This window comes from Spirosoma aerophilum (assembly GCF_054782495.1).
Genome location: NZ_BAAGSJ010000036.1, coordinates 107722 through 122444, shown reverse-complemented (window position 1 = coordinate 122444; position 14723 = coordinate 107722). Strand labels below are relative to the sequence as shown.

13 protein-coding genes are annotated in these 14723 nt (G+C 51.4%); 4 read left to right on the top strand and 9 right to left on the bottom strand.

The window, feature by feature from the left end; genetic code table 11:
• Nucleotide 1 precedes the first annotated feature (1 nt).
• A complete protein-coding gene (locus tag ACYVK4_RS28375) occupies nucleotides 2-598 on the bottom strand; it encodes a DinB family protein (protein WP_461130957.1) in 597 nt (198 codons plus the stop codon).
• Nucleotides 595-1044, bottom strand: a complete 450-nt coding sequence (locus ACYVK4_RS28370) for a DUF2141 domain-containing protein (RefSeq protein ID WP_461130956.1) — start codon at nucleotides 1042-1044, stop codon at nucleotides 595-597. The genes ACYVK4_RS28375 and ACYVK4_RS28370 overlap by 4 nt, the downstream gene beginning before the upstream one ends.
• Nucleotides 1045-1426: 382 nt before the next feature.
• Here ACYVK4_RS28370 and ACYVK4_RS28365 point away from each other — a divergent pair, with 382 nt between their 5' ends.
• A complete protein-coding gene (locus tag ACYVK4_RS28365; RefSeq protein WP_461130955.1) occupies nucleotides 1427-2530 on the top strand; it encodes a vWA domain-containing protein in 1104 nt (367 codons plus the stop codon).
• A 106-nt stretch (nucleotides 2531-2636) separates the two neighbouring features.
• Complete coding sequence (locus tag ACYVK4_RS28360) at nucleotides 2637-3335, top strand: uracil-DNA glycosylase family protein (protein ID WP_461130954.1); 699 nt, start codon at nucleotides 2637-2639, stop codon at nucleotides 3333-3335.
• 52 nt (nucleotides 3336-3387) lie between these two features.
• Here ACYVK4_RS28360 and ACYVK4_RS28355 read toward each other — a convergent pair whose 3' ends face one another.
• Nucleotides 3388-3918, bottom strand: a complete 531-nt coding sequence (locus tag ACYVK4_RS28355; RefSeq protein ID WP_461130953.1) for a lipocalin-like domain-containing protein — start codon at nucleotides 3916-3918, stop codon at nucleotides 3388-3390.
• Between the two features lie 201 nt (nucleotides 3919-4119).
• Complete coding sequence (locus ACYVK4_RS28350) at nucleotides 4120-4629, bottom strand: lipocalin-like domain-containing protein (RefSeq protein ID WP_461130952.1); 510 nt, start codon at nucleotides 4627-4629, stop codon at nucleotides 4120-4122.
• Nucleotides 4630-5029: 400 nt separating this feature from the next.
• Between ACYVK4_RS28350 and ACYVK4_RS28345 the strand changes: the two genes are divergently transcribed.
• Complete coding sequence (locus tag ACYVK4_RS28345; RefSeq protein ID WP_461130951.1) at nucleotides 5030-5350, top strand: heavy metal-binding domain-containing protein; 321 nt, start codon at nucleotides 5030-5032, stop codon at nucleotides 5348-5350.
• 213 nt (nucleotides 5351-5563) lie between these two features.
• Here the strand turns inward: ACYVK4_RS28345 and ACYVK4_RS28340 are convergent, their stop codons facing one another.
• From ACYVK4_RS28340 to ACYVK4_RS28325, 4 genes are all read right to left on the bottom strand, one after another.
• The gene (locus ACYVK4_RS28340; protein ID WP_461130950.1) at nucleotides 5564-6343 is read right to left on the bottom strand and encodes a LytR/AlgR family response regulator transcription factor; all 780 of its coding nucleotides are present in this window, start codon (nucleotides 6341-6343) and stop codon (nucleotides 5564-5566) included.
• Between the two features lie 8 nt (nucleotides 6344-6351).
• On the bottom strand, nucleotides 6352-7392 hold the full coding sequence (locus ACYVK4_RS28335) for a sensor histidine kinase (protein WP_461130949.1): 1041 nt from the start codon (nucleotides 7390-7392) through the stop codon (nucleotides 6352-6354).
• The gene (locus ACYVK4_RS28330) at nucleotides 7392-9830 is read right to left on the bottom strand and encodes an outer membrane beta-barrel protein (RefSeq protein ID WP_461130948.1); all 2439 of its coding nucleotides are present in this window, start codon (nucleotides 9828-9830) and stop codon (nucleotides 7392-7394) included. Before ACYVK4_RS28330 ends, ACYVK4_RS28335 begins: the two co-directional genes overlap by 1 nt.
• 202 nt (nucleotides 9831-10032) lie before the next feature.
• On the bottom strand, nucleotides 10033-11565 hold the full coding sequence (locus ACYVK4_RS28325; protein WP_461130947.1) for a P-loop NTPase family protein: 1533 nt from the start codon (nucleotides 11563-11565) through the stop codon (nucleotides 10033-10035).
• A gap of 226 nt (nucleotides 11566-11791) precedes the next feature.
• Between ACYVK4_RS28325 and ACYVK4_RS28320 the strand changes: the two genes are divergently transcribed.
• Nucleotides 11792-13576 carry an IPT/TIG domain-containing protein gene (locus tag ACYVK4_RS28320; RefSeq protein ID WP_461130946.1) on the top strand — a complete coding sequence of 595 codons (1785 nt, stop codon included), beginning with the start codon at nucleotides 11792-11794 and terminating at the stop codon, nucleotides 13574-13576.
• A gap of 84 nt (nucleotides 13577-13660) precedes the next feature.
• Here the strand turns inward: ACYVK4_RS28320 and ACYVK4_RS28315 are convergent, their stop codons facing one another.
• Nucleotides 13661-14593, bottom strand: coding sequence for a 2-hydroxyacid dehydrogenase (locus tag ACYVK4_RS28315; RefSeq protein WP_461130945.1), 933 nt, complete (start codon nucleotides 14591-14593; stop codon nucleotides 13661-13663).
• Between the last annotated feature and the right edge of the window lie 130 nt (nucleotides 14594-14723).

Below are 14723 nucleotides of genomic sequence, written 5' to 3'. Positions count from 1 at the left end.
ACTACCAACCTAAATAGCCTTCGGGCGTAACGCCTTTCAGGCGTAGATAGACCATACACTGTCCCCGATGGTGGATGATGTGGTTCTCCATGGTGTAGATCAGGCGCCAGTTTGGGATACTACTACCCATGAAATCATCTTTTTCCAGCAGTTTGGCATCCGGCACATCCCGAGTGGTCTTCTGCACAAACACGTACATGGTTCGTAATTCGTCCATGATCTGCCCCTTGGTCATTACCGGCGGCAGTTGACGGGTCTGATACGGATTAATTACCCCCAACCGACCCGCCAGCTGGCTTACGGTGAACTGACAGCAGTGCCGCCATTGGTCGGCAAAGGTCATGGCTTCGGGGGTGTACCTGAAGTCGAACGCGTCGGCGGGCATTTGCCCGGCAGTCAGTAATGTCATTTTTTCAGACATGGCCCAGGCGTCCAGCAATTCCAAACGTATCCGCTCTGCTTCCAGTTGAAGCGTATTGACAGTTGGGCCAGCGAGTACAACGGCTGGCGCAAGGCCTGTACCTAACAGAGTTTTGAGAAAAGTGATCCGGTTCATAGTGGTCGTTCGTTTAGCTTTCGTGTCGATAAAGAGATTCATTGACCGATCAGGCTGATAACAATGGTCCTGGGTGCGTTGAACGCAAAGGCCGATTGCTCAAACGAAGGCGGCCCCATCAGCATGGTCACGTTCGAAAAGCCGAAAGGCTCCACGGGCATCTGGTTCGACATATCCAGTTTCTGGTTGTCATTCAAATCCTGAAAAACTTTGACCGCATATCGCCCGGCGGGCAGTTGATCGAACTTAACCTGAAAATCGCCGGTAGCGGGAATCTGGATGCGGGTCTTGCGGTACGAGTTTCCGTTAAAATCAGCCGCATCGTTCACGAGACCAACGTAAAGCGTACCCGTCCGTTTGGTAACGTTCGTGAAATCGATAGTCAATTTATATGTGGCCGAATCGCCGGGAGCGGCAAGCCGGGAGACTGCGTTCGTGTTGATAAATAATCCGGGAAGCAGGGCGAACGTAAACAGGAGCGTTTTCATGGCGATTCTATTTTTGATTTGTGAGGCCGGTCATTGTTGTCCGACGATGCAAACCTACACCCCCTTTTGCAGCCTCTGCAACTCGAAGGGATGAGCCGCCTTGTTTTGGGGCCATTGGCAATTTTGGGACGAATGGTGGGCTAAACGGGGCTTCTTGAGGCCGTTAAACGGTACATTGGGGTAGTTGCGAGAGAATTAACTGACCACCCGAACGCATTATTTCGTTATATTTGATAAACCAGATGGAGTGATAAGCTAACCGGGCTAACCGAACAAATCCGGGAAACGCGCTGTTCTGCTGATACACCGGTAGCTCTTTATTTACGGCCAGAACCACTGCTACAAGCCACCAGGTATGGCGGCCCTACAAACGACAATTCTTATGAAAGGCTTTCAATTTTCTGATTACGTACCGCCCGAGCAAAACGAAGGCAGTAACTTCGATAAACTGCTCAACATTTTCCAGCAGTTATTGCTGCTGACCTCCGGAGATGTCGAGCAGGCGATGGCGTGGATGAGCCAGCTCGACCGGCAATACGGCCTGACAGACGACAAATATGGCATCGGTAACTTCTTCGACGACCTCAAGGAAAAGGGCTACCTGACCGAAGAAAATCAGGAGGGTAAAATCGTGATGACGCCCAAGAGCGAACAGACGATACGACGCAGCGCCCTGGAAGAGATCTTCGGCAAATTGAAGCGATCGAAGTCCGGTGGCAATCACAAAACACCTTATACCGGCACTGGCGACGAACTGAGCAGCGATCTTCGCTCCTATCAGTTCGGCGACACGCTGGAGCAGATTTCGATGACGGAGTCGATCAAAAATGCACAGATCAACAGCGGTGTCGAGGAGTTTCGGCTCATGGAGCGGGACCTGGAGGTGACGGAAAAAGAGCAGAAAACGCAGACGTCAACGGTGCTGATGATCGACATCAGCCATTCGATGATTCTGTACGGCGAAGACCGCATTACGCCCGCCAAAAAAGTGGCGCTGGCTCTGGTCGAACTGATCAAGCTGAAATATCCGAAAGACACCCTCGACATCGTTGTGTTTGGCAATGACGCCTGGCAGATTCAGGCTAAAGAACTGCCTTATCTGGAGGTTGGCCCCTACCACACCAACACCGTGGCCGGACTGGAACTGGCCATGGACCTGCTGCGTCGACGGAAGAACAAGAACAAGCAGATCTTCATGATCACGGACGGCAAGCCGACCTGTTTGAAAGAAGGGATCAAATACTACAAGAACTCCTTTGGGCTCGATCGCAAAGTAGTGAGTAAAACGCTGACGCTGGCTGCTCAGGCCCGTCGACTGGAGATTCCGATCACCACGTTCATGATTGCCTCCGATCCTTACCTCAAACAGTTTGTGCAGGAGTTTACGAAGGTCAACAATGGCCGGGCCTATTACAGCGGTTTGCAGGGCCTGGGCAACATGATGTTTGAAGACTTCCAGCGGAACCGGCGGAAGAATATCAAGTAAGTACCCAATGCGTTTTTTGTCATGCTGACGAAGGAAGCATCTTCGGGATTAGCAAACAATACTTTGTGTATCCGAAGATGCTTCCTTCGTCAGCATGACAAAAACAATGACCACTTTCGCTGACAAAGCCATTGCGTATTACAATACACTTGAAGCACCCGCTCATCTGCCACCGGGTATTGGCGTCATCAATCCGTTTCAGCGGCCGGAGGTAAAAGCCATTGTTCAGGCGTTTTACAGCCATTTCTTTGCCGATACAAATCCCCGCGTCTTCGTGCTGGGTATCAATCCCGGTCGATTCGGCGCGGGTGTAACGGGCATTTCGTTTACCACACCGCAGAACCTGCGCCGGTATTGCGGCATCGAGAACGACCTGCGCGACACGCCGGAGTTATCAAGCCGGTTCATTTATCAGGTTGTCGAGGCATTTGGCGGAGCACAGGCTTTTTACAGTCGGTTCTTTCTGACGTCGCTGTTTCCGCTGGCGCTAACCAAAGCAGGACCAGCCTCCGGACCCATCAACTATAACTTCTACGACGACCGCGCGACTACCGAAGCGCTTTGGCCAGCTATTACCGAAACCATTCGAACCCAAACTGGCTTTGGCTACAACCGAAAAGTGGCCGTGTGCCTGGGTCGGAAAAACGAAACCTACTTACGGCGTCTCAACGACCAGCAGGGCTTCTTTGACCGCATCGTCACCCTCGACCACCCGCGATATATCTTGCAATACAAGTCGAAGTCCCTGAGTCAGTATCTGGACCAGTACATTACGACGCTGCATGAATGCACGGACGGGGCATAAAAAAACGACTCACCAACCGGCAAGTCGTTTTTTCAGAAAAGGTTCGGGTTTATTATACCTTCGTCATCTCCAGCGTAGTGGTGTAGGTTTCATTTTTACCATCTCCATCATAGTCTTCCTGCTCCGATGTCGATAATTTCATCGTATTCCCACTGATTACCATGTCATAGACGGTTACGTCACTGCCGCTGGTGAGCGTTAGTTTGTTCCCGTCTAACTTCCAGGTCGAGTTATCCTCAACGGGGTTAAGGTCGTCCGATGCCGACGAGCATTTTGCCCCGGGCGTACCCGTGACTTTTCCGTTTGCATTGAAGATAATCGTTGTACCTGTCAAGCAGTCGACAATATCGTTGCCATTGGGTATTAACCTATATAACGCCAGCAAATCATTGCTTTTTTGCCCATTTCCTAAAAAATCGACGCCAGGGTTAATTTTAAGCCCTGAAATTTTCCAACTGCCCTGGACGGCTGATGTTGTGGGTGTAACGGCATCGTCGCTGCCCTTCTTACAGCTTCCAAACCAAACGGGAATGGCCAGAATCATCGCCCAGGCCATCAAACGAACTGAATTTTTATTTTTCATTGTCTATAGTAGATTAGTATTTCGGTCAAAAGTATTTGGTCTATACACGAGAATAAAGCTGGGTTGAGTTATCGGTAAATGGTTTTAACGAACGGTCAAAAAGTACTTGTTTAGCCTATTTTTCACCCCGTATGGTGTGACTAAGCACATAAAAAAACCGGCCCTTTTGTTGAGCCGGTTTTCAAAAAAATGGATTTGCCTTTACTTCTTTGCCAGATCCATCGTATACGTATACACTGTTGGGCTGGGAACCGGGTAGTTTAGGGCACCCTGCCACTGTAATTTCAGAACATTACCCGTGCTGAGCACTGTATAATCCGTTTTAGTACCATCACTTTTGGTAATCGTCAGCTTGTTTCCGCTGTATACCCACTTGCTGCTTGCATCGATACCGGTAAACGTACTAAGCGGAACAGGTATGGTCTGGCAGGACGTTGGATTATCCGTCGTGGCATCGCCCCCGGCTTTGAACGTGATGGTCAGGTCGGTTAGGCAAGTCGTGTTACTGAACAGCAGTTTGGAGGCTGCAATCAGGTCGCTGTATAAACTGAGCGCTTTAGGGTCGACCGACAGGGCGGTGATTCTATAGCTCCCCTCAACCGTTGTTGGCACTGCTGTTGCCGGGTTGTCGTCCTTACAACTACTACTAACAAGAGTAATAGCGACAAAGAATGCCCAAATCGAAAGCGGTAATGAACGAAGATGTTTCATGTGTTTTTGGTTGTAGCCGTTGCAAAAAAAGGAAGATATAGTAATTAAACTACAAATTAACAGCGTTAGTCAGTTCGTTGAACAGGTTAATCCCATAATTCGGAAGCGATCTATCAAGAGGCCTAATTTCCTAGACAACAGCCTCTTATCCTACTAAAAAACATAAAATACATACCCTGCCTCTGTCCGCTCACCGGCATCGACACGATTATCAGGATCGATACCCAACAGAGACAGTGGATAAGCTACTGTCAGTTCGATAGCAGGATTAGTCTATGCGCCATTAACCGTTCATGTATTTTAACAGCGAACTTAATTTCGGTATATATTAAAAAACGCCCAACTGACTAACTTTACGGCCACTTGGGCGAACTGGCCTGTCATCTTATACCATTTTCTTATGCTCGTAACCACTACCTCTAACATTGAAGGCAAGCATATCACGAAATATGTAGGTCTGGTCAACGGCGAGGCCATTATCGGAGCCAATCTTGTTAAAGACTTTTTCACCTCGATCCGGGATGTTGTCGGGGGCCATTCGGGGGCTTATGTGCAGGCCCTGCGCGAAGCCAAAAGCATTGCAATCAAAGAGATGATTGATCAAGCCACCCGCCTGGGCGCAACGGCCGTTATCGGTGTTGACCTGGACTACCAGACCATTGGCGGCAATGGCTCCATGCTGATGGTTAGTGCCAACGGTACAGCGGTGGTTGTCGAATAAATAAACAGGCCGACTGATCACGCCATCCAGGCTGATTTCTGTTGATCCATAAACTCACGAACAGTGTTGGGGCGACGCCCGGTCAGGCGTGTGAAGTCAGGACTTATTGGAGGAGGTGACTGAAAGCGGGGCAAAAAATGTAGCATAATCATGACCAGCACCAGACCGGATGCCATGCCCTGCCTGTGCCACTAAGCGGTATGCCAAGAAGGTCTACCCGTCAATCCACTGGCGTAGCTCGGGCGTGCGGGCGGTGCTGCCAATGAGGAGTTCCGTTCGACCCACGATCTGCACGGCCAGTCGGTCATTAAAATAAGGTTCCAGCCGAACGATATACCGGATGTGCACCACTTCAGAACGATTAAGGCGAAAAAAACGAGCGGGATCAAGTTGCTCCTCCACCTCGCTGAGTGTTCCATTCAGCGGATATTTTTGTCCTTTATCGTCAAAGGCAAAGACGACTCCTCCATCAGCCTGAATATAGGTAATGTCATTCACATCCAGCAAGTGAATACCCTGGCGCATTTTTACGGTAAAGCGCTGCCGGTAAGAAGCCATGGCTGGCCGGAGTGCTTCGCGCAGTTGAGTCAGCACCGTTTCAGTGAGTACCGGCGCGGGCGACGTTAGGGACGTTCGCAGCAGCGCATACTTGTCCAATGCCTGCCGGAGTTGCGGTTCGGTAAACGGCTTGAGCAGATAAGCAATTCCGTTACCCTGAAAGGCCCGTAGCAAAAATTGATCGTAGGCCGTCGTGAAAATGATCGGGCAGTTGACCTGCACTCGGTCGAACAGGGCAAATACATTGCCATCCAGCAGCTCGATGTCCGAAAGAAGCAGATCGGGTGGCGGGTTGTCGGATAGCCAGGCGGCTGCTTCCTGAACGCTGGGCAGGGTAGCCAGAATACGGGCATCAGGCAGCAGGCGCATCACCAGATCGGTGAGCTGACGGGCGGCTATCGCTTCGTCTTCGAGTATAACGAGGGTGATCGACACAGCAGTTATCAGGGAATGAATAATGGTTTTTTCGATTCGACAACGGCAGGCCTGAGCATAGGCAATGTCACCACAAACTCGGTAGCCGTTGGCTGAACCAGTACAGCCTGGTCGGAAAGCAGTTGGTAACGGGCCTGCAAATTCCGCAAGCCGGTTCCCGTCGACTCAACGGGTGTAAGCTTGGGGCGCAGCTCGTTGCGAACCACCATCGTTTGGGCAGTAATCGTCAAGTCAATGAGCAACGGATCGGTTTCGCTGCTCTGGTTATGTTTAACCGCGTTTTCGACCAGCGTTTGCAGGCTGCCCGGCAGCACCAGCACAGCCAACGTATCGGCTACGCGCACTGTCGTGACGATTTCGTAAGCCCGACCGAAGCGTTGCCGAATCAGGTACGTGTAGTCGTTGAGAAAGGCGAGTTCGTCGGCCAGTGGCACCACGTCTTCATCCTTATGACGAATGAGGTAGCGATACAAGGCCGAAAACCGGTGCAGATAAGCGCTGGCCTGTTCGGGACTTCGCTCAATGAGGGCCCCCAGCACATTCAGGTTATTGAATAAAAAGTGCGGGTCGATCTGTGCTTTAAGGTGTCTCAGCTCGGCTTCGGTGCGTTCTTTTTCGGTACGTACCAGACGCTGCTGCGTTTCAAAAAACTGCTTACCAGTCAGTATCGACGCCAACACGCTTCCCTGCGACGCAATACTCACCAAGCTGTTTAAAACACTGAACCACCGGAACGGTTTATCCGAGTCATAAAGCAGCCAGATACCCAGCCGATGAAGGGTTGCAAACGTCAGGAGCGTGATCAGTAGGGATAGGAACAGGAGAAAGAAACGCCGGGTGAACAGAAAGGCCGGAAACAGTACATACACCATTACCATGGCAACTCCCGAATGGACAATCACCTCAAACGCCCAACCGATCACGATAAGCCACCACGAGCGGTCCATATTACCGGCCACTACGAACGGGAAGGCCAGTATCCACAGTATGGCGATCAGTGCCCAGTCGGAGCGGGCGGGTTTACGAAAAGCGGGCGGGGCGATCTTCATTACTTTGTTTGGTTGAGGCCATCAAAATTAAACGGATTGGGGCTTTCGTCCCGCTGTTTCTTAAACCCGAGGTTATACCGCAGACTAAAACCTATCCGGCGGGTATCGCCCCGGCGCGCCCCCTCCGCCATCACATTACCCTGATTCAGGACAAATGTATTCCGGTTGGTATACGCCATGTCGGATACGGATAGGGTAACCATCAAACGACTATCGAGAAACTTTCGGTTGATGCTCATGTCGACGGTACCAAAATTGCCAAGTTCATAGAACTGGCGCTGGCCGCGAATGGACCAGAACCCGTTAACCTGAAGGGTAGAGCGGCTGTCGAGGTCGAGCTGGTGGTAGGTTAGTAATGTCCACGATCCCTTATTGAAGGTGAGCGGCTGGTTCTCATACTGTCCATTGTATCGGTTAAGATTATACTGCCCGATCACAACGAAAAAGTAGCGACCACCGGGCGGTATGCCAAGCAACATTCTGAAGTATGTTTCCCGGTTTTGCCCCAGGTTGTCCGTTGTCCGGTAAGCCAGACTGGGGTTGGCGGGGTTCTGGTACAGCACGCTGGAAAAAATCTGTTTCGTATAGTTCTGTCCTACGGCCAAAATTGGCAGGTTAGCAACGCTCAGGTTAACCTCTACATTCTGAGTGAACTGGGGCTGTAAGGCCGGGTTGCCTGTATCATACAGGTATTGATCTACGTAACGGATAGCCGGATTTAGCTGCTCATAGCCAGGCCGGGTAATGGACCTCCGGGAAATGAGGGAAGCCTGCACGGGAAAGTTGGCAATGGAAAGAAGTGGCCGACTCAGGTAAAAATAAGGAAAGAGGTCGGTGCGCCGGACCCGGAAAGCCGTGTCGGTCGGCACTCGCTGATGCCCGTTCATATTCGTTTGCTCTACCCGCAAACCCGTTTTCAGGGTGAACTTGCCAAACGTTTTAGCCGCCTGCACATATCCACTGTAAATACCATCGGTATAATCGAAAGTGTTACTACGAGCCAGATCCGGCTGACGAATTGCCTGGAGGATAGTTGCATAGTCGGTCCTGCTGGCAAACCACTGATTACTTGTTTTCAGTCCCGCTTCGAGCGTGAGTTTATGAGGCAGTTTCTGAACCCAGTCCACTTTAGCGGTCATCAACTGTCGGCGGGTCAGGATGGTGCCCTCACCCATCAGCGTGGGGTTTATGGGGAGTTGAAACTGCGTCTGGTAACTCTGATCCGTACGATTATACAGGTAACTATACGACACATCAGCGGTTATTTCGGACCCCAGCGAATCGAGTTTATAGCGACTGGAAATCCCTTGCGTCACGGAGCCATTGTGGCCCCGGTTCTGAAGGCTGTTGAGATTTTTGACCAATAACTGCCCGCTCTCAGCCGACCGGATCTGGGTATTGTTATCGGCAAAGCTGTTCGTAAAGCCGTAATTAGCCCGACCGTCAACGCTCAGTTCCCACCGTCGGTTCAGCTGGTAACTCAACCCATACCCCGCAAAGAGCGCATCGCCCGGACTGCGGGTGTAGGCTTCCTGACGAATGGTCTGGTTACCGGGCAGCTGACGCGAACTCGTTAGACTATCGTAATTATCCCGTCGGCTGTAGTTCAGGTTCAGGTACGTAGAGCGGGTACCATTGCCATCGTTCAGGCTAAAGCCAACGCCCTGATTGCCAAAGCGCCCCTGGTTCATATTGGCCGATACGCTTCCCGTACGACCCAGCTTGACACCTTTTTTAAGAATAATATTCACCGCCCCCCCGGCACTCGACGCATCATAGCGGGCAGAAGGCGTTCGCATGACCTCAATGCGCTCGACACTGTTGGGCGGGAGGCTCCGGAGTAAGGTAGCTACATCCTGTGCACTCATCCGCTGCTCCCGGCCATTGATGTAAATGGTGGCCGGAACCGCACTGTTCAGGTAAACATTACCCTCCTGATCAAGGAAAAGACCGGGTGATTTGGTGAGAAGTTCAAACGCGCTGGTACTGCTGTTGGCAATGAGTTCGGGGTTAATGATGGTCTTATCATCCTCCTGTTGAATGAGGGCCTTTCGGGCCGTAACCGTCACGCCCGTTAAGGTCTTCGCTTCATCTTCGAGGGTGAACCGAAAAGTAGACTGGGCCTTCGTTAGCCGAATGCCGCGCGTTAGTGGCTTTTTTCCCAACGCGGTCACGTTCAGCGCCCAGGAGGCATCGGGTTGCAGATTAAGCAGCGCCACGCCCGCCGTATCGGTAATGGTCACAACCTGACGGGTGGAGTCGGTCGAGAGCTGAAACCGCACTGTGGCCCCAAAAACAGGTTGTTGGCGGGCATCTGTCAGCACAATCCGTACACGGTTCGCTCCGGTAGCGGACGGGTTATTTTCTGAAACTGACTGTGCCCGTAAAGTAGAGAGGGATAGAAGCGAAAAGAGTAGATAGAAGCCGAAAAGCCGCATAACATGTAGTCATTTTGTTGAATGACTCAAACCTAGCTTCCGTCTCGCTGCTAATCACCCTGATTTTATCCAATCGGGGGAAACTTCCGATGAATCAGGGGAAAATGGGCCTTAGCCATCCAGCACCTTCGGTGTACGGTTACTCAACTCAGTATAACGCAAAACGGGCCGTACGGCCCGTTTTGCGTTTGATTATGTTTGTTTAGAATCGGTCGTCGTCCTCGTCTTCCTCTTCCTCCCCGAAATTCTTGCCGGGGTTGAACATAGACCCTAGCAGGTCTTTGAACGACAGCCCCGTGTCCATGGCGTTTTTGCCAACCAGCGAGTGCTCGGCCAGACCGTGCAAGGCAAACTCCATCATAAAGAGCTTTTCGGATTTGCCCAGGCGCGGATGAAACTGATCGACCAGATCATCCAGACCATCGATGGTGCGCAGCCGGGCTTCGTAATCCCGGTTGGACAGCTCGTTCAGGAATTCCATCACGTTGCCATCGCCGAACCAGTCCGTTATTTTCTTGTACGGGTTACCGCGCTTGTCTTTCTTGGCTTTCTCAGGGTTGGGAAAATAGCCCAGGAACTGATTCCGGATGGCTTTGCCAATCAGGTTCTGCGCAACAATAACCGGTCCTTCTACCTCACCTTCGTACACCAGCTCGACTTTACCGCAGATAGCAGGCACCACGCCATACAGGTCGGCAATGCGGACAAACGTATCTTTTTCACCGTTGATCAACGCCCGGCGTTCGGCCGAGGAGAGCAGGTTCTCGTAAGCCGAAATCGTCATCCGGGCCGACACGCCACTTTTTGAGTCGACGTATTCGCTCTCCCGCGCTTCAATGGCTACCTGTTCAATCAGGTCAGCAACCAGTTCATTGGTTTTCACCATGCTTTTCTGCTCATTCTTAACGATGGCTTCCTGCATGGTGATCTTCTTGCCAATCTCGATCGATTTCGGATAGTGGGTCACAATCTGCGAGTCGATCCGGTCTTTCAGCGGAGTGACAATGCTGCCCCGGTTGGTATAATCTTCCGGGTTAGCCGTAAACACAAACTGAATATCGAGGGGTAAACGCAGTTTGAAACCCCGAATCTGTATGTCGCCTTCCTGTAGAATATTGAACAGCGACACCTGAATACGCGCTTGTAAATCGGGCAATTCGTTGATCACAAATATACACCGGTGCGAACGCGGAATAAGGCCAAAGTGAATGGTCCGCTCGTCGGAGTACGGTAGTTTGAGCGTAGCCGCTTTAATGGGGTCCACGTCGCCGATCAGGTCAGCTACCGACACGTCGGGGGTTGCCAGTTTCTCGGTGTACCGGTCGTTGCGATGCATCCACGAAATGGGTGTCTGATCGCCTTTTTCGGCAATGAGATCAATGGCAAATCGGGAAAGGGGCAACAACGGATCGTCGTTCAGTTCTGACCCGGCCACCACCGGAATGTATTCATCCAGCAGATTGACCATCAGCCGGGCGATACGGGTTTTGGCCTGGCCACGTAAGCCCAGTAGGTTGATGTGGTGCATGGACAGGATGGCCCGTTCCACATCGGGGATAACCGTATCCTCGTATCCCCAGATACCGGGAAAAACAACTTCTTTATCCTTAATACGGTCAATTAGATTATCTCGTAGCTCCTGCTTGATTGAGCGGGTTTCGTACCCAGCGGCTTTAAGCTGGCCAAGCGTGGAGATTGCTAGTAATTTTGATGCTTTCAGGCTGCGATAGCTCATTTGTGGATTCTTAGTGAAGAATATACCGTGAAAAGTGAAAAATTAGGGATATTTTTATTTATGAATCCGTCCTGATGAATTACTTGATGTTTTCGTTTTCATGCATCATTCTAAACTCTTCACTCCTCATTTCCTCTAACAGGCTTTCGATGGAAATGGTTTTTAGACAGTCAAATTGACTAATTTTACCGATAATGCTCAGGAGCCCAGTCTCCCATTGCCGTCTATGAAATCAACATTTATCTTTTTCTTCCTCTTCGTTATAGGTATTACCGTTAGCAGTTGCCGGGTTCAGCATAGTCCGCCGGAACTGATCAGACTGTCGACCGATCAGGCGTATGTGGGGCAAACTATTACGCTGAGCGGGTATCAATTCGGAACTGACCCAACAGTAATTTTTGGTCCCTCCACACCGGCTTCCATCGTTAGTAATGACGAAACAACGATTCAGGCAAAGGTCCCGCCCGTGGCGCCGGGTATCACACAAATTCGTGTTCAAAACAACGAGGGATCATCTGACCCGTTAGCCTTTCTGGTTCGTCAACCAGCTCCCATTATTACCGCCTTCACACCAGCAAACGGCCTGCCCGGCACCGTGGTTGAGATAACAGGCAATTATCTCAACCAGATCAAGCGGATCCGATTCGATAATGTCGATGCCATCGTGAAGGACAGTACTCTTCAGAAACTGACCATCGTCGTTCCGCCCAACCTGCCCCGGGGTCCGTTGCCCCTATCGATTGAGACGATTGGCGGCCAGGAAATACTGAAATTCATCGTGGCGGGAACGCCACAAATCACGAGCATTAGTCCCTTGAATACAAAACGGGGTGCCGAGTTTGTCATTTCAGGCAAGAACCTGACCGATGGCGTGGTGAGCATCAATGGACTGACGACGGAAAAAGCCCTGACAACCGTCAAAGATACTGAAATACGTACGGTAGTCCCCGAATCGGCTACGTCGGGACTGGTGACCGTACGGGTGTTCGAGACTTTGGTGGCCACCAGTACAGATAGCCTCAAGATCATCCCGGCCCCTTTTATCACCCACTTGCTGGCTCAGGATGGCTACGCCGGCGAAAAGCTTATTGTGGAAGGTGTTAATCTGGCCGATGCATCGAGCTTCACCATCGATAATGTACCGGCTACATTCCGTGTGCTGAACAGCAGGCAGGTAGAAGTTATTATACCCACTTTACCAGCCTCCAAGCCGGTGGCAGTGGCAGCCAGCGGCATTGGTGGTAGCACAGTAGCGAGCGAATCGTTGTTTTACTTTCTGCCCCCCTCAAACCTTGTCCTTAATCCGGCCAGACAACTTCAGGGACGGCCCCTTACGGTATCGGGCAAAGATCTTTATCGCATTACGGGGGCTACTATCAGCGGCATTCCGGTGAATATTAATGACCGTACTGAGGGGTTCAATGTACTGACGGCCGTTCCAACCAATGCGTCGAGCGGCCTGGTCGTACTCAGTAACCGCGCAGGTGCCGCCACGGCAAGTCTGGTTGTTATTCAGAATGCGGTGGTTTCCAGTGTGCTTCCCCTTAAAGCGAGGGTGGGCGATCGCGTGGTGCTGCGGGGCGACTTCCTGATGAATGCGGACATCCTGTTTAGCGGCTCAACAACAAAGGCGGCCGACGGCGGCAAAAATACAGACACTGAACGGTGGGTGCTGGTACCGGCCGACGCCCAGACGGGTCCTATTCGGGTAACGAACGAAACGAATAGTACCGCCACCACAACCCCGTTTACCGTACTTCGACTTATTTCGGCGATTGACTTTTCACCGAAGTCAGGAAAAGTTGGCGATGAGATTATCCTGACGGGTCAGACGATCACAACCGTTCAGGAAGTTCGTTTCAGCAATGGCAATTCGACAGCTGCCAAATTTGTGGTCGAAGGAAATACGATTCGGGTGACCGTTCCCGCCGGAGCAATCACTGGCCAGATCTGCCTGACCAACGAAGCGGGCACCAGTTGCAGCAGTAGTAACTTTACCGTTATCAGGTAGAGCCGCCATACGTTGCGGCTTCAGGATCGCACGACCTAACGGCTCATCGAACCATCCGGGAATGAGCCGCAAGGTATGGCGGCTCTACTGCATTTGCCTGACCAGCACTTCGTTGATACGAACATAACTTTCGTGCGTCCAGCCAGCCACATGGGGCGTCAGGACAACCCGGTCCGACTGGCGGAGATAGTCGAAGGAGCGCTGCTGATCGGGGGTGAGTTTTGCCAGTTTCTCGTTCTCCAGCACATCCAGACAGGCTCCGCGGATTTTTCCGCTTTCCAACCCGCGTACCACTGCCGACAAGGACGTGATTTCTCCCCGTGCGATGTTTATCAGATAAAATGGTTTGTTGACCTGATCGATAAAGGTGTCGTTGATCAGCATGCGCGTTTCGTCGGTTAGCGGTATATGCAAACTCAGCACATCGGCTTCCGCCATGATCTGTGGGAGGGTGGCTTCCTGCGCAAAGGCATCGCCGTAGCCGGTCAGCAATTTATCATACGCCAGCACACGGCACCCAAAACCACTCAGTCGGCGAGCCGTAGCCTGCCCATTGTTTCCGTAGCCGATAAGGCCCACAGTGAGGCTACCCAGCTCATAGCCCCGATTTCCTTCCCGATCCCAGATACCCTGACGCACTTCGCGGTCAGCTTTAAGGATATTGGCTAGCAGGCCTAAAAGCATACCCACTACATGCTCGGCTACGGCATCGCGGTTTCCTTCACCGGCATGAAAGACCTGGATGCCCCGTTTTTTTACCGCTTCGAGGTCAATCAGATCCAGACCGGCTCCTGCCCGGCCAATAAACTGCAGGTTTGTTGCGTGTGTCAGAAGTTCTTCGTCAATAGTTGTCTTGCTTCGAATAATAAGGCCATCGAATGGCGCAATGGCCGTCACAAGCTCGGCCCGGGTAATTTTAGGTTGGTAGTCGTACCGAAAGTTTGCCTGATCGAGCATGGCAAACAGCGAAGGGTGCATTTCGTCGGCAATGAGAATAGAGCGCTGATTCTGGGACATCCGTTGTGTTTTCGTAACTTGCAGCGAATACAGTGAAAAATGAAGAATGAAAAGTGCTGAGTAAACACGTGTTTGGTTTATTCCGTTTATTCGTCACTTTTCATTCTTCATTTTTCACTATTTGCTAACT

What these genes read in the sequence shown, in the direction of transcription:
- ACYVK4_RS28370 (WP_461130956.1), bottom strand. Translation starts at nt 1,044, where the DNA reads ATGAAAACGCTCCTGTTTACGTTCGCCCTGCTTCCCGGATTATTTATC.
- ACYVK4_RS28330 (WP_461130948.1), bottom strand. Translation starts at nt 9,830, where the DNA reads ATGCGGCTTTTCGGCTTCTATCTACTCTTTTCGCTTCTATCCCTCTCT.
- ACYVK4_RS28315 (WP_461130945.1), bottom strand. Translation starts at nt 14,593, where the DNA reads ATGTCCCAGAATCAGCGCTCTATTCTCATTGCCGACGAAATGCACCCT.
- ACYVK4_RS28365 (WP_461130955.1), top strand. Translation starts at nt 1,427, where the DNA reads ATGAAAGGCTTTCAATTTTCTGATTACGTACCGCCCGAGCAAAACGAA.
- ACYVK4_RS28335 (WP_461130949.1), bottom strand. Translation starts at nt 7,392, where the DNA reads ATGAAGATCGCCCCGCCCGCTTTTCGTAAACCCGCCCGCTCCGACTGG.
- ACYVK4_RS28350 (WP_461130952.1), bottom strand. Translation starts at nt 4,629, where the DNA reads ATGAAACATCTTCGTTCATTACCGCTTTCGATTTGGGCATTCTTTGTC.
- ACYVK4_RS28375 (WP_461130957.1), bottom strand. Translation starts at nt 598, where the DNA reads ATGAATCTCTTTATCGACACGAAAGCTAAACGAACGACCACTATGAAC.
- ACYVK4_RS28345 (WP_461130951.1), top strand. Translation starts at nt 5,030, where the DNA reads ATGCTCGTAACCACTACCTCTAACATTGAAGGCAAGCATATCACGAAA.
- ACYVK4_RS28325 (WP_461130947.1), bottom strand. Translation starts at nt 11,565, where the DNA reads ATGAGCTATCGCAGCCTGAAAGCATCAAAATTACTAGCAATCTCCACG.
- ACYVK4_RS28360 (WP_461130954.1), top strand. Translation starts at nt 2,637, where the DNA reads ATGACCACTTTCGCTGACAAAGCCATTGCGTATTACAATACACTTGAA.
- ACYVK4_RS28355 (WP_461130953.1), bottom strand. Translation starts at nt 3,918, where the DNA reads ATGAAAAATAAAAATTCAGTTCGTTTGATGGCCTGGGCGATGATTCTG.
- ACYVK4_RS28320 (WP_461130946.1), top strand. Translation starts at nt 11,792, where the DNA reads ATGAAATCAACATTTATCTTTTTCTTCCTCTTCGTTATAGGTATTACC.